13 protein-coding genes are annotated in these 13624 nt (G+C 72.4%); 5 read left to right on the top strand and 8 right to left on the bottom strand.

Annotated elements, in window-relative coordinates:
* Positions 1-14: 14 nt before the first annotated feature.
* The 3 genes from ACIP5K_RS35100 to ACIP5K_RS35090 form a co-directional block, all read right to left on the bottom strand.
* On the bottom strand, positions 15-1838 hold the full coding sequence (locus ACIP5K_RS35100) for an ABC transporter family substrate-binding protein (protein ID WP_401416420.1): 1824 nt from the start codon (positions 1836-1838) through the stop codon (positions 15-17).
* 198 nt (positions 1839-2036) lie between these two features.
* Complete coding sequence (locus ACIP5K_RS35095) at positions 2037-3032, bottom strand: NUDIX domain-containing protein (RefSeq protein ID WP_401416418.1); 996 nt, start codon at positions 3030-3032, stop codon at positions 2037-2039.
* A gap of 113 nt (positions 3033-3145) precedes the next feature.
* Positions 3146-3763 (bottom strand): TOPRIM nucleotidyl transferase/hydrolase domain-containing protein, encoded by a 618-nt coding sequence (locus tag ACIP5K_RS35090; RefSeq protein ID WP_401416416.1) that lies wholly within the window; start codon positions 3761-3763, stop codon positions 3146-3148.
* Positions 3764-3926: 163 nt separating this feature from the next.
* On the opposite strand from ACIP5K_RS35090, the gene ACIP5K_RS35085 reads away from it, so the two are divergent.
* Entirely contained in the window at positions 3927-4412 is a 486-nt protein-coding gene (locus tag ACIP5K_RS35085) for a hypothetical protein (RefSeq protein ID WP_401416414.1), read from the top strand.
* 783 nt (positions 4413-5195) lie between these two features.
* Here ACIP5K_RS35085 and ACIP5K_RS35080 read toward each other — a convergent pair.
* Positions 5196-6095, bottom strand: coding sequence for an aminoglycoside phosphotransferase family protein (locus tag ACIP5K_RS35080; RefSeq protein ID WP_401416412.1), 900 nt, complete (start codon positions 6093-6095; stop codon positions 5196-5198).
* Positions 6096-6421: 326 nt separating this feature from the next.
* On the opposite strand from ACIP5K_RS35080, the gene ACIP5K_RS35075 reads away from it, so the two are divergent.
* Positions 6422-6859, top strand: a complete 438-nt coding sequence (locus ACIP5K_RS35075; protein ID WP_401416410.1) for an STAS domain-containing protein — start codon at positions 6422-6424, stop codon at positions 6857-6859.
* Positions 6860-6940: 81 nt separating this feature from the next.
* A complete protein-coding gene (locus ACIP5K_RS35070) occupies positions 6941-7594 on the top strand; it encodes a PASTA domain-containing protein (protein WP_401416409.1) in 654 nt (217 codons plus the stop codon).
* On the opposite strand, the gene ACIP5K_RS35065 is transcribed toward ACIP5K_RS35070, so the two are convergent.
* Positions 7569-8132, bottom strand: a complete 564-nt coding sequence (locus tag ACIP5K_RS35065) for a hypothetical protein (protein WP_401416407.1) — start codon at positions 8130-8132, stop codon at positions 7569-7571. The genes ACIP5K_RS35070 and ACIP5K_RS35065 overlap by 26 nt on opposite strands.
* 83 nt (positions 8133-8215) lie before the next feature.
* Positions 8216-9178, bottom strand: a complete 963-nt coding sequence (locus ACIP5K_RS35060; RefSeq protein WP_401416406.1) for an ROK family protein — start codon at positions 9176-9178, stop codon at positions 8216-8218.
* A 241-nt stretch (positions 9179-9419) separates the two neighbouring features.
* On the opposite strand from ACIP5K_RS35060, the gene ACIP5K_RS35055 reads away from it, so the two are divergent.
* Both ACIP5K_RS35055 and ACIP5K_RS35050 read left to right on the top strand, forming a co-directional pair.
* Entirely contained in the window at positions 9420-10457 is a 1038-nt protein-coding gene (locus ACIP5K_RS35055; RefSeq protein ID WP_401416403.1) for a LacI family DNA-binding transcriptional regulator, read from the top strand.
* Positions 10458-10546: 89 nt separating this feature from the next.
* Positions 10547-11215, top strand: coding sequence for an HAD family hydrolase (locus ACIP5K_RS35050; protein WP_401416400.1), 669 nt, complete (start codon positions 10547-10549; stop codon positions 11213-11215).
* Here ACIP5K_RS35050 and ACIP5K_RS35045 read toward each other — a convergent pair.
* The gene (locus tag ACIP5K_RS35045; protein ID WP_401416399.1) at positions 11196-11912 is read right to left on the bottom strand and encodes a hypothetical protein; all 717 of its coding nucleotides are present in this window, start codon (positions 11910-11912) and stop codon (positions 11196-11198) included. The two genes, ACIP5K_RS35050 and ACIP5K_RS35045, sit on opposite strands and share 20 nt — an antisense overlap.
* 139 nt (positions 11913-12051) lie before the next feature.
* Positions 12052-13350 carry a DUF6986 family protein gene (locus ACIP5K_RS35040; protein ID WP_401416464.1) on the bottom strand — a complete coding sequence of 433 codons (1299 nt, stop codon included), beginning with the start codon at positions 13348-13350 and terminating at the stop codon, positions 12052-12054.
* Positions 13351-13624: the final 274 nt, after the last annotated feature.

Below are 13624 nucleotides of genomic sequence, written 5' to 3'. Positions count from 1 at the left end.
TGGTCCGGGGTGGGTTACTTCCTCAGACCCCACTCGGCGACGTTGTAGGGCGGGCCGATGATGGTCGCGTTGTTCCGCATGCCGACGAAGCGGTCCTGCACCGCGAAGAACGTCGGTTTCTGGTACAGCGGCAGCACGTACGCGTCATCCGTCATGATCTTGTCGGCCCGGGCCAGCAGCGACATCGCCTTGGCCGCGTCGGTCTGCCCCACGGAGTCGTTGAGCAGCTTGTCGACCTGCTTGTCGCTGTATCCGCCGTAGTTGCTGGCCTGTCCGGTCGACCAGGTGCCCTGGGCGTTGGACGTCGGCGTCGGGCCCTGCACCCAGGCGAAGACAATGATGTCGTACTGGTGGCCGGTGAGGACGGTGCCGAGGTCGGCGGCGCCGATCGGTTTGATCGTCACCTTGATGCCCAGGCCCGAGAGGGCGGACTGGAGGATCTGGCACTCGCTCTGCCGGATCGCGTTGCCGGTGGTGTAGCGGCAGTTGAACGGTCCGACGGACTTGCCGTCGGGTGTCTTCAGGCCGGATCCGACCCCGGTGAACTTCGCGTCGGTGAGCAGCTTCTTCGCCTTCGCCAGGTCACCCGAGCCCTGCCCGGTGCCGGTGACGACGTCCTGGTAGCCGGACTGTCCGGGCATCAGCATGTGGCTGCCGAGCTGCTTGACGTTCTTGTCGAACTGCCCGACCGTCTTGTCGACCATGTCCTTGACGCTGACGGACGTGAACATCGCCTGGCGCAGCGCCTTGTACTTGCCCAGCACGGGGTTGTGCAGGTTGAGGTCGAAGTGCTCCCACTGCAAGCCCTCGCCGATGGTGTACGAGACGTTCGGGATGTCCTTGATCTGGTTGACGAGGTCCACCTGGGGCTGCGGGTAGATGCCCTGGACCTCGTTGTTCTTCAGGGCCGTCGGCTCCTGCGTGGCGTCCGAGATCACCTTGAGGATCAGCCGGTCGAGCGTGGGCCTCGTCTTCCCGTACCACTTGGCGTCGGGTTCGAAGGTGGCGTGGTCGTTGTCCTTCCACTCCGTCATCCGGTACGGGCCGCCGGTGGCGTACCGGGTGGGCGGCGTCTTCATGAAGTACTGCCAGCCCTTGGTGAGCTGAGCGGCCGTCAGCTTGTCGGCGCCGCCCGCGGGGACACCGGCCGCCTTCTCCGCGACATGGGCCGGGTAGAGGCCGTAGCCGCCGCCGAAGAAGGACTTCCAGTCGGAGTAGGGCTTGTTCATGACGACGGTGACGGTCCTGCCGCCGTCGGACCCGGTGACCGACTTGATGCGGTCCCAGCCCGAGGTGGACCAGGGCAGGCACCCCTTGGTCTGGCTCTCGTCGTCGGCGGGCGGCGGCGGGCAGTCCTTGCCGTTCATGGTGCGCCACAGGAAGACGAAGTCGTCGGCGGACATCGGTGTCCCGTCGTTCCACCGCGCCTTGGGGTTGATCTTGTAGACGAAGGTCTGCGGGCTCGAACTCGTCTGCTCCGCCGAGGTGATGAAGTCGGTGTTGAGCTTCAGGCTGAAGTCCGGCTGCGGCACGAACACCTGGGGCAGCACGGCGGTCATCGCCTCGCTGTTCTCGAAGGTGTTGCCGTTCGAGTCCTCGATGTTCCAGGCCTGGATGTTCTTCTCGATGGTGTAGGTGAACGTGCCTCCGGACTTCCGGTCCCCGGAGTTGCACGTATTGGCCTTGCCCTGCGAGCTGCACGAGGTCAGTCCCGCGGACGAGCTCCTGCCGTTGCCGTCGCCGTTCCCGTCCGAACCGCTGCTGCACGCGGTGAGGACGAGAGTGAGCCCGGCGGCGAGCGTCAGTCCCTTCGCGACGGTCGATGAAGGCGCACGCATGTCCCTCCGTTCAGCCGGCTGACAGTCCGGCTCGGTGAGGCGGCTGTGAACCGCAAGAGGTGAGCTGCGCCTTCACGGTAAGACCATCGCGTCCCGGCGTCGGCGGTCGTGCCATACCAGAACGATGACGTTCCGGCTTAGATTTCCCCTTGGAAATCACGGCAGTTGGCAAAGGGACGGCGGGTGTCGATCCACCCCTCAACTGAGCGGAATTCCGGCCTCCAGGTAGTGGGCGGCGCCGCGTTCGCGGGCGCGAAGAGCCCAGCGCAGCCGCTCGTACCGCACGGGGGGCAGCAGCCCGGCCGCCTCGGCCTCGTCGACGAACCGCCAGTCCCTCAGCTCCGGTCCGGGCAGCAGCACCCGGGCCGCCACGTCGCCGTCGAGCCGCCCGCCGTCGAAGAGCAGCCGCAGACCTCCGAACCCGGGCGGTGCAGGCCGCTCCCAGTCCACGACCAGCAGGCCCGGTACGTCGACCAGCCGGATGCCGGTCTCCTCCAGGACCTCGCGCATGCCGGCCCGCGCGGGCGCCTCACCCGGCTCGACGACACCGCCCGGGAACTCCCAGCCCGGCTTGTAGGTGGGGTCGACGAGCAGCACCCGGTCCTGCGCGTCGAAGAGGAGCACCCCGGCGGCGACCGTCTCTGCGGTCGGCTCGGCCGTCTGCACGATGTCGCAGGGGGCGGCCGTGCCGGTGCGCACCGCGGCGGCGATGCGCACGGCGGTGTCGTACGGGGTCAGCGTGCCGTTGTCGACGAGGTAGGCGTCCGCGGCGAGCCAGCCCGCGAGCGCGGCGCGGTAGGGCTCGATGTCGGCGGGCGTCTCGCCGCTCGGGTCACGGCTGCGCAGGATCGTTTCCCCTGGAGCAAGGACCACATGGCACACGGGAATCCGCCGGGCGGCGAGGCCACCGAAGATCTCGTCGCGGTACTCCTGGCGCATGAGTCCCATCGGCACCACGAGGATGCCGCCGAGTTCGGCGAGGAGGGCCGCCGCCGTGTCGACGACGAGCCGCCGCCAGATGGGCAGGTCCTGATGGTCGCTGACCTCCGCGAGCCGCTTGGGCGGCAGCAGCCGCTCCAGCTCGGCGACGATCTCCTCGGGGTCGAAGAGCGTGCAGTTGGGGAGCAGGTCGAGCAACTCGCGCGCGGCTGTCGTCTTGCCCGCGCGGGACGCGCCGTTGACCCAGACGATCACGGTTCCCCCTCTTCCGTCGGCCCCCTGAGGCTTGCCCGCAACACCCTGCCGGGGAAACCCGGTCCTGATGAGCGTAGCCGCGCGGGGCGCAGCGCGGCCGGTGACGGTCCCGGTCAGACGCTCGCCAGCAGGCCGTCGAGCGGGGCGGGCACCCGGAGCGGGTCGAGGGCCGCCACCAGGAGTCCGCCGTAGCGGATCTTGCGGCCCTTCTTCGTACTGAGGAAGCGCCGGACCTGCTGGTCGCGGGGGCGTCCGCGCTGGGCGGGCTGGGTGCGGAAGATCTGCCAGGCCCGCAGCTCCCCCTCGGCCCGGAAGACGTCCTCGACGGCGTCCGTGCCCAGGGCCCGGATCAGCTCGTCCTCCAGGTCGGCGGCGCACACGAAGAAGTCGTGGGGCGGCGCCCCGGCCCGCTCCAGGCCGCGCGCGTAGAAATCCTGCTCCCCTGCGTCGCAGAGTCCCGTCAGGCGCAGGCCGAGTCCGGGCGGCCCGAGGAGTTCGGCGTAACGGGCGACGCTCATGGCGCCGCCCATCGCGACGACGCACACTCCGTCGGCGGCCAGGTCGCGGTAGCGCCGGGCGGCGAGGGTCTCCAGCGCGGCGAGGTCGCTGGCACCTTCGACCAGCACGGCCGTCCGCAGTCCCAGCGCACGGCCCAGCACCCGCGCCGGCTCATCCGGCCCCCCGGTAGCCCATCGCGCCACCGCGTCCCTGAACGCCGCTACGTCTGCCATGGGCCGAGTCTGCAACGTGATCGTCCCGGACGGCACCGAATATCGGCACCCGCCATCGAGGTTCACGGTCCTCACGGTCGCGAATGTGCGGGGTGCTCCCCCTTTCTTTGGTCGAGGGAGACGGGGGGTGCGCCGGGTCGGTGAGCCGGGGCAGCATGGCGGCGTGGCTGATCTGCTGTGGGAGGACGTGAAGTGCCTCTTCGACCCGGACGTGATGGGGTCGCTGCCGGATCTGCGTGTCCCGGAGGCCTCGGTGGAGGACTGGCAGAGGGTCCTCGATCTTGTCGTGGAGAAGGGCTGGAGATGCCGCTACTTTGAGGGAGACACGGCGCTCGCGGTGCCTCGGGCGGAGGCCGTGCTGGGCCGCCCGGCGGATGCCGAGTGTCCGGATCTGCGGGTCTGGCCGTCTCCAGAGATTTTGGCGATCTTCCGTTTCCACGCTGCCGACGAGGTCGACTTCGACGTCGACCTGCGGGAGTTGCAGGGCCAGCATCGTCTGGATGTGTTCTGCGGCTTCCTCCGGGAGATCGGGCGGCGACTGGGCAAGCCGGTGCTGATGGACCCGGAGGGCGACGACGGCCGTCCGGTGCTCGGCTTCGATGTCGAGGCCGATCGAGTCGTTCTCCTCGCAGACCCGCAGGTCAGGTGACGGAAAGATGAAGCCGGGTGCGCGGCGGGCGTGTGGCCCCGCACCAGAGCGCCGGGTGGGCGGGCGGTGCGTGACACGGCGCCCTGAAGCCGTGGGGGTCGGCGGTGCATCGCCTCGGGCCACCTGAGCGATCGGCCGTCGGCGTGTGCCGCGGGCGCCATGGGCGATCGGCCGTCGGCGTGTGCCGCGGGCGCCATGGAGGCGGGCGGGCAGCAGGCCGGTGCCCCCGATGCCACGGGGCCGGACGGGCGGCACGGGGCCCGGATGTCATGAGACCCGGAGGACGGTCCGCGGCCCCTGCGCAGCAAGACGGTACGGGCGGGCGGCGCATGACGCGGCGCCCGGTGCCGTGGGGCCCGGTGGGTGACCCGTGCGGGCCGGCCGTGACCCCGGCGTCGTGGCGGTCGTACGGACCCACGGGCGCCCGCCCGCCGCCTCGGGTGTCTCGGCGACGTCACGGCGGGCGGGCCGTCCGTGAGGGGCGTATGCGGGGGTCGCACCGCCCTGGCGTCTCCGGACGTCAAGGGGGGAGATTCCGGAGGCGCCGACGGAGGACCGGGGGCGTCGCACCGGCCGCTGCCCGGCGGCCGGCGGTCGGCCCGTTCCCGGCCTTCCGCTGTGTTTTCCTGCCCCCGCAGTCAAACGCAGTCCGCCCGGCGGCACAGCCGTGTGCGCGCACGCATCGACGGCGCACGGTTCACACGGGGTGTGCCCCGGAAGGGGGCGCGGCAGCGCACGCGCGAGGCCACGGGACGGGACCGACCGCCCCCTCCCCCGGTCACCTCAGTCCAGCGCCGCCCGGATCTGCCGGGTCGTCGCGGCCGCGATCCGGGGACTGGCCGCCGCGTACGCCGCCCACGCGATGAGCCCCGACGTCAGGGCCCAGCCCCGCCCGCGCAGCCAGGTCGCGTCGTCGGCCCCGAGAGCGCCGCGGAACACCGCCGCGCAGCGCGGTGACAGGAGGGTGAAGGCGATCATCAGGTCGACCGCCGGGTCCCCCGCGCCCAGGCTGCCGAAGTCGATGACCGCGCTGAGGCGGCCGCCGCGGGTGAGCAGGTTGCCGGTGTGGAAGTCTCCGTGGCACAGCACGGGCGGCCCGGACCAGGCGGGGGCGGCGAGGGCCGCGTCCCAGAGCGCCGTCATCGCCCCGGCGTCGAAGGTGCCGACCGCCCGCGCGAGGGCGGCCCGGGTCGCCGCGTCCCGGTCGGCGAGCGTCTCCCGTACCTCCGCCGGCCCGGCCGCGTGCGGGTCCACCGACTGCAACGCCCTGAGGAAGGCGGCCAGTTCGAGCGCGGCAGCACTGGAGTCCCCCAGCCCCTCGACCGTGGCGACCTCGCCGTCCAGCCACCGGGTCACCGCCCACGGCCACGGATACCCGAGCGCGGGCCGCCCCACCGCCACCGGGACGGGCACGGCGAGCGGCAGGCGCCGCGCGAGGTCCGGCAGCCGGTCCCGCTCCTTCTCGGCCTGCCCGAGGGCGCCGGAGTGCCGGGGCAGCCGCACGGCCAGCTCGTCGCCGAGCCGGTGGATGACGTGATCGGAGCCGCCGGGTTCGACGCGCGTGAGCGGCAGTCGGGACCACTGCGGGAACTGCCGGTCGAGAAGGTCCCGTACGAGCGCGGTGTCGATGAACGGCCGCTCGCCGGAGTGCCCGGCACCCGAGGTGCCCTGCGCTGTCGCCACGTCGGCTCTCCTGGAACGGGCCCGTCGCCGGTGTGCCGCGGGCGGAGGCTCCATGACAGGACATCGCACCCCAGGTGTCGACTCCTTTTCCTCGAATCTCACCCCTTTTCTGTCAAGTCTTTCGCGCTAAATTCACCTCATCAAGTGATGGGACGGATCAGGAATCGTTACGGCACGACCTGATCGCGCTCCTCTCGATAGCGTGGCCGACAGGACGCCCCGGCCCCCGGCGATCTTTGTGATCCGTTCGCACACCGACGGATTCGATCGCGCCAGAAGTCTCCGCTCCCACCGGAGCCGGACAGGTGTTCAGGCCGGGGGGCCCGATGCGGCAAGACAATCAACAGAACCTCGCATCCGACGACTTCGGGGACTCCGAGGCCCTCGGACTCGCCGGTGGTGTCCTCGCGGGCACGGACGCCGCCGACGGCGCCGTGCGGCCCGCCGTGGTCCACACGCCAGGCGACTGCGCCGTCGTCGAACTCGGCGGCGACATCGACCTCCTGGCCCTCGACCGGCTGGGCCTGCTCCTCGACACCGTGGCGGCGGACCCGTACCGGGTCGTCGTGATCGATCTGACCGGCGTCACCTTCTTCGACTGCTCGGGTCTCACCCTGCTGGTGCGGGCCCACCGCCGCGCCACCGAACGGGGCGGCCGGGTCGGCGTCGTCTGCCGGCACCGCCTGACGCTGCGCATCATCGAGATGGCCGGGCTCACCGAGGTGCTGCGTCCCGTGGCGGCGGTGGACGACGCCCTGAGGTGACGCCCGGGAGCGTCGCCGCCTAACGTGTGGCGCCTGTACCGGCACCACTCAGCCTGTACCGGCATCCCTTGGGGGGAACCCGTGCGCACCCGCGTCATCACCACCGTCCTGCTCTGTTCCGCCGCCGTGACGGGCCTGGCCGCCTGCGACGCGGCGGACACGACGGGCTCGAAGCAGCCGTCGAGGACGCCGACGCCCTCGCCGAGCGCCCCGGCGTCCGGGTCACCGTCGACGAGCGCTCCGGCGACCGGCGGCAAGAAGGCGGTGCCGGCGTTCGTCGGCATGGGTCTGCAAGCGGCGCAGGACAAGGCGCAGGCGGCGGGCTTCTCCATCCTGACCTCGCACGACGCGCTCGGCCGTGGCCGCATGCAGGCGTTCGACCGGAACTGGAAGGTGTGCGGACAGTCCGTCGCGGCCGGCACCGAGGTGCCCGCGACGACGATGCTCGACCTCGGCGCGGTCAAGACCGACGAATCGTGCCCGGCGAAGGACGAACAGGCTCCGCCCAAGGCCCGTGGCACGATGCCCGACCTCACCGGCAAGAGCGTCAAGGCGGCCCGTGGCGCGCTGGACGGCAGCACCTCGATCGACGTGCAGGACGCGAGCGGCGGCAGCCGGTTCGTCTTCGTGGGCTCCAACTGGCGGGTGTGCTCGCAGAGTCCGGCCGCCGGCACGAAGCTCACGGGGCAGCCCGTGAAGTTCAGGGCCGTCAAGTTCGGCGAGTCCTGCCCCTAGGGCCCGGGCCGAGCTGTGGCGCAGGCTCCGCGAGGGGCGGCGCCGCGTGCGCCTCCCCACCGCTCGGCGTGCCCTGGACCATGGTCAGGAGGTGGTCCGTGGGGCTGTAGTCGATCTTCCAGTCGGCATAGGTGCCCAGGGCGCCGTCCTTGTGGCACCGCAGCCCAATGGTCACCCAGCGCACCGATCCGTCCTCGCCGAGCGAGAAGCCGACTGCCGCCTCGAACTCCTCGCTCCCACACGGGCAACAGGCCTCGCCAGGATCGGCGTCCTCCCAGAACTCCTCGCTGTCCGCGAGGAACCCGCGGCCGCCGCAGTCGGCGCACACGCGCTCGGCCGCGCCCTCGACAGCGTCAACGAGCACGCGGAACACGCGCCCGCCACAACCGCCGCAGACGGAAGGCACGATCTTCACCGGACGGCCGTCGTCGGCGTTCCGGAGGAACACTGCGAGGTCCGCAGAAACACCCTCGCCAACCTGATCATCAGCATGCACCGGCACATCGTTCCAGACGCCCGAGCCAGGGCCGCAGGCCATGGACCGAAGGGTCGGCGTCCGTTGCCGCGTGAGGGGACTGGATGGCGAAGGCTCCCTCAGCTCCGGGCCGGCAGCCCCCGCCGTCACACAGCCTGTCGCCGCGCCTCGTCGACCGCGCTCCCGCCCCGCAGCGCCGCGGCGGCGGCCCCCACGAGTCCGGCGTCCGTGCCCATCGAGGCCGGTACGACGGTGAGCCGCTGGACGAAGGAGAGCGTGGCGTAGTCGCGCAGGGCCCGGCGCAGCGGGTCGAAGAGGACGTCGCCCGCCTTCGCCACTCCCCCGCCGATCACCGCGATGTCGACCTCGACGAGCGTCGCGGTCGCCGCGATCCCGGCGGCCAGGGCCTGCGCCGCACGGGCGAAGGAGGCCGCCGCGACCGGATCGCCCGCGCGGGCGGCGGAGGCCACGGCAGCGGCGGTCGTGTCGCCGTCCGGGCCCGGCAGCCAGCCCTCGGCCAGGGCGCGCCGGGCGATGTTGGGCCCCGAGGCGATGCGCTCGACGCAGCCGCGCGCGCCGCAGGGGCACGGGTCCCCGTCGAGATCGACGCTGATGTGGCCGATGTGCCCCGCGTTGCCGGTGGGACCGGGATGCAGCGCTCCGTCCAGGATCAGGCCGCCGCCGACCCCCGTGGACACGACCATGCACAGCGCGTTGTCGTGGCCGCGCGCCGCGCCCTGCCAGTGCTCGGCCGCCGTGATCGCCACACCGTCGCCGACCAGCTCGACGGGGAGCCCGCCGGTGGCGTCCCGCACCCGCTGGACGAGCGGGAACCCGCGCCAGCCGGGCACGTTGACCGGGCTGACCGTGCCCGCCGAGCGGTCCACCGGACCGGCGCTGCCGATCCCCACGGCCCCGGTCCGCGCCCACAGTTCGGACGACGCCAGCTCGGCGAGCACCGCCTCGACCGCGCCCATCACCGTCTCACCGTTCTCCTGCGCGGGGGTCGGCCGCTGGGTCCGCGCGAGAAGGCGTCCCTGGTGGTCCACCAGGGCGCCGGCGATCTTGGTGCCGCCGATGTCGAGCGCGGCGACGAGGTCCGTGTGCATCAGTGTCTGGTCTCCTGCGGGAAAGGGGAGAAAGGGGCAGTTCACAGAAGCCCACTGTAGGAAGGCTCAGGAAAGCGGTGGACAGTCTCCCTCGCATCTGACAACGTTGTCCAGGCCCTATGCTCGACGCCACATGCTCGTACGGCAGCCGGTACAGCATGATGAACCCCGATGAGCGGTCGCCCCGGCCCGTTCCGGGACCCGCCTCGACGGCAGCGACGACAGGACAGGACAGCGCATAGTGGACCGCACCGCCCGCCGCACCGAGAACCGCTACGGCAATCGCCCGACCATGAAGGACGTCGCCGCACGCGCCGGAGTGGGTCTCAAGACGGTGTCCCGGGTTGTCAACGGCGAGTCCGGGGTCACGCCCGACACCGAGCGGCGGGTGCAGGAGGCCATCGCGGCCCTCGGCTTCCGGCGCAACGACAGCGCGCGGGTGCTGCGCAAGGGGCGTACCGCGAGCATCGGCCTGGTCCTGGAGGATCTGGCGGACCCGTTCTACGGTCCGCTCAGCCGGGCGGTGGAGGAGGTCGCGCGGGCGCACGGCGCGCTGCTCATCAACGGGTCGAGTGCCGAGGACCCGGACCGGGAGCAGGAGCTGGTGCTCGCGCTGTGCGCGCGCCGGGTCGACGGGCTGGTGGTGATTCCGGCCGGGGACGACCACCGGTATCTGGAGCCGGAGATCGCGGCGGGTGTCGCGACGGTGTTCGTGGACCGTCCGGCGGGCCGGATCGAGGCGGACTGCGTGCTCTCCGACAGCTTCGGCGGCGCCCGTGACGGGGTGGCGCACCTGATCGCGGGCGGGCACCGCCGGATCGGTTTCATCGGGGACCAGCCGCGCATCCACACGGCGGCCGAGCGGCTGCGGGGGTACCGGGCGGCGATGGAGGACGCCGGGATACCGGTGGCGGACCGCTGGATGTCCCTGGGGGTCACCGACCCCGAGCGGGTGCGCAGGGCCGCCGAGGAGATGCTCAAGGGCCCCGACCCGGTCACCGCGATCTTCGCGGGCAACAACCGGGTGACCGTCACCGTGATCCGTGTCCTCGCCGAGCTGGACCGGGCCGTGGCGCTGGTCGGCTTCGACGACATCGAGCTCGGCGATCTGCTCCGGCCCGGCGTGACGGTGGTCGCGCAGGACGCGGCGCAGCTGGGCCGCACCGCGGCCGAGCGGCTGTTCCACCAGCTGGACGGGGCCACACCGCGGCCGGAGCGCATCGAGCTGCCGACGCGCCTGATCCGCCGCGGCTCGGGCGAACTCCCGCCCGCGGCCTGAGCGTTCACGCGGCGGGCGCGATCCGCACCCGTCCCACGCTGCCCGTCCCCCGCAGCCCGCCGGGCCCATGGCGTTCGTATGCTGCGGGCATGAGCAGACCCTTCGAACTGGTGATATTCGACTGCGACGGCGTGCTGGTCGACAGCGAGCGGATCGCGGTCGAGGTGCAGGTGGCCCTCGGCGCCACCCTGGGCTGGCCGTTGACGGCGGAGGAGGTCGTCGCCCGGTTCATCGGGCGGTCGCACGCCGACATCCGCGCGCAGGTCGCCGAGCGGCTCGGCGAGGAGACGGCGGCGCTGTGGTCGAAGCGGTTCGAGGAGCGCCACCGCGAGGCCGTGGACCGGGACCTCGTCGCGGTCGAGGGGATCCGGGAGGCGCTCGCCGGCATCACCGTGCCGACCTGCGTGGCGTCCAGCGGCACGCACGACAAGATGCGGCACACCCTGGGGCGCACCGGCCTGTACGACCACTTCGCGGGGCGCGTCTTCAGCGCTTCGCAGGTGGCGCGCGGCAAGCCCGCCCCGGATCTCTTCCTGTACGCCGCTCGCCGCACGGGGGTCGATCCGGCGGCCTGCGCGGTGGTCGAGGACAGCGGGCCCGGTGTTCTGGCGGCCCGTTCCGCGGGCATGCGCGCCTTCGGCTACGCGGGCGGCCCCACCCCGGCCGCGCGGCTGGCGGGCCCGGACACGGTGGTCTTCTCCCGCATGCGCGACCTGCCCGACCTGCTCGGCGCTCCGGTCACTTCCGCCACACGGTGAAGTAGCCGTCGGTGAGGAACGTCAGCCGGAACACCATTCCGTACGTGCGGCGCAGCGCGGCCACGTCGGCGCCCGCCGGCTCTCTCAGGCAGCGTCGGACCGGCGGGGCGTGGGGTGCGCACGGGCGGGGTTCCTCGATGAGCCGGCGCGTCCCGGCGCCGCGGACCTGGTCCCAGTCGAGGGTGACGTCGCCCGCGGCGTCCAGCTCGGACGGCTCGCCGGTGCCCGGGCCCTGCGGGTCGCCCGTCCTGCCGCGGTAGTAGTCGACGACCTTGCGGGCGTACAGGAAGTCGTGGCCGAAGGGGATCACGGACGTCTCGCGGTCCCCCGCGTCGAGGACTCCATCGAGCGTGTCGGCCGCGCGGCGGGGGTCGGCGCCGAAGTAGGCGCTGACGTACAGCAGGCAGCGGATCTCGTAGCGGTCGTCCCCCGAGGAGAAGAGCTCCTGCGCCTCCCCGCCGGCGCACCGGTCCTCCACGACGACCATCCCGAGCGTGAGCGGGGTGTCGTCGTCCCAGGCGGCGATGGCGTCCCGGCGCGCGGTCTCCGCGGCCGTGCGGGCCCGCACCGCCTCCGCTCCGCCCGCGAGGCTGCGTACGGTCTTCTCGCTGGTCGCGCCCGCGCCACAGGCCGTGAGCGCGAGCAGCAGAGCCCCGCACAGGGGCAGGAGGAGCGCGCGGCGCGCGGTGCCGGTCATGGCGGTCATGATGGGTCGCCCGCGGTGGCCGCCGCATCCGTACGGATACTCAGGTCCGGCACCCGGGACCGCACACACCGCTGCCCTCCCCCGGCCGTCCCCGGGAGAGGGCAGTGGTGCGGGTGTGCGCGGTCGCGCGCTATCCGGCGGTCGTCGTGAGGTCGCCGCGGCGCGGGGCCGCGTAGCCCTCCAGGTCGGCGCGGGTCAGGCCGGCGTGGCGGGCGACCTCGCCGTTGTCGAGGGCTCCGCAGTCCAGGCCGCGCAGCAGGTAGCCGGCGAGGGCCTTGGCGGTGGCGGGCTCGTCCGCGATGTCACCGGTGGACTGGCGCGCGTAGGCGGCGAGGCGGGCGGCGGCCTGCTCGAAGCCCTCGCGGTAGAAGGCGAACACGGCGGCGTACCGGGTCGGGATGTGGCCCGGGTGCATGTCCCAGCCCTGGTAGTAGGCGCGGGCCAGGGCGCGGCGGGTGAGGCCGTAGTGCAGGCGCCAGGCGTCGTGGACCTTCGCCGTGGAGCCGACGGGCAGCACGTTCGTGGAGCCGTCGGAGACGCGGACGCCGGTACCGGCGGCGGCGACCTGCATGACGGCCTTCGCGTGGTCGGCGGCCGGGTGGTCGCTCGCCTGGTACGCGGCGGAGACGCCGAGGCAGGCGCTGTAGTCGAAGGTGCCGTAGTGCAGACCGGTCGCGCGGCCCTCGGCTGCGTCGATCATGCGGGCCACGGCGGCGGTGCCGTCGGCGGCGAGGATGGACTGGCTGGTCTCGATCTGGATCTCGAAACCGAGCCGGCCCGCGTCGAGTCCGTGCGTCTTCTCGAACGCCTCCAGGAGCCGCACCATGGCGGTGACCTGCTCCGGGTACGTGACCTTGGGGAGGGTGAGGACGAGGCCGTCGGGCAGGCCGCCGTGCTCCATGAGCCCGGTGAGGAAGATGTCGAGCGTGCGGATGCCGCGGTCGCGGACGGCCTCCTCCATGCACTTCATGCGGATACCCATGTACGGGGCGGCCGTGCCGTTCCGGTAGGCGTCGGCGATGACGCGCGCGGCCCGCGCGGCCGTCTCGTCCTCGTCGGCCGAGGAAGCGGGCCGGTAGCCGTCCTCGAAGTCGACCCGCAGGTCCTCGACGGGCTCGCGCTCCAGCTTCGCGCGTACGCGGTCGTAGACCGGCGCGGCGAGTTCGTCGGACAGGCCGAGGACGGCGGCGAAGGAGACGGCGTCCGGCGCGTGCTCGTCGAGCTGCGCGAGCGCCTGGTCACCCCAGGAGCGCAGGGTGCCCGCGTCGAAGGCGTCACCGGGGACGTAGACCGTGTGGACCGGCTGGCGGGTGCCGGGGTCTCCCGGGTACCGGCGCGCGAGCTCCGCGTCGACCGGGGCGAGTGAGGCGCTGATGCCCTCGCTGACCGCGCCCGCGAGGCTCGTCGACACCTTCTCCTGCTGACCCATTCGTGCACCCTCCATACGCTCAATGTTTCCACTTCACGGAATCAACAATCCGTATAGCGAAGTTATCCGTCGTCGTAGTCCAGGTCAATGGTCATCTTCCCGGGTCCCGGTACGCGGACGGGGCCGCGCGGTGCGAACACCACGCGGCCCCGTCGGCGGCCGTCACCGGCCGAACAGGCTCAGCCCTTGCGGGTCTTGACCTCTTCGGTGAGCTGGGGCACGACGTCGAAGAGGTCGCCCACCACGCCGTAGTCGACGAGGTCGAAGATCGGTG

Origin of the sequence: Streptomyces sp. NPDC088785 (genome assembly GCF_044750685.1) — a bacterium.
In the GTDB taxonomy this organism is placed as follows: Bacteria; Actinomycetota; Actinomycetes; order Streptomycetales; family Streptomycetaceae; genus Streptomyces.
The sequence above is the reverse complement of the archived record's forward strand: the minus strand, read 5'-3'. Positions and strand labels throughout refer to the sequence as shown.

What these genes read in the sequence shown, in the direction of transcription:
- ACIP5K_RS35100 (WP_401416420.1), bottom strand. Translation starts at nt 1,838, where the DNA reads ATGCGTGCGCCTTCATCGACCGTCGCGAAGGGACTGACGCTCGCCGCC.
- ACIP5K_RS35075 (WP_401416410.1), top strand. Translation starts at nt 6,422, where the DNA reads ATGCGGCAAGACAATCAACAGAACCTCGCATCCGACGACTTCGGGGAC.
- ACIP5K_RS35090 (WP_401416416.1), bottom strand. Translation starts at nt 3,763, where the DNA reads ATGGCAGACGTAGCGGCGTTCAGGGACGCGGTGGCGCGATGGGCTACC.
- ACIP5K_RS35040 (WP_401416464.1), bottom strand. Translation starts at nt 13,350, where the DNA reads ATGGGTCAGCAGGAGAAGGTGTCGACGAGCCTCGCGGGCGCGGTCAGC.
- ACIP5K_RS35060 (WP_401416406.1), bottom strand. Translation starts at nt 9,178, where the DNA reads ATGCACACGGACCTCGTCGCCGCGCTCGACATCGGCGGCACCAAGATC.
- ACIP5K_RS35050 (WP_401416400.1), top strand. Translation starts at nt 10,547, where the DNA reads ATGAGCAGACCCTTCGAACTGGTGATATTCGACTGCGACGGCGTGCTG.
- ACIP5K_RS35045 (WP_401416399.1), bottom strand. Translation starts at nt 11,912, where the DNA reads ATGACCGGCACCGCGCGCCGCGCGCTCCTCCTGCCCCTGTGCGGGGCT.
- ACIP5K_RS35065 (WP_401416407.1), bottom strand. Translation starts at nt 8,132, where the DNA reads ATGGCCTGCGGCCCTGGCTCGGGCGTCTGGAACGATGTGCCGGTGCAT.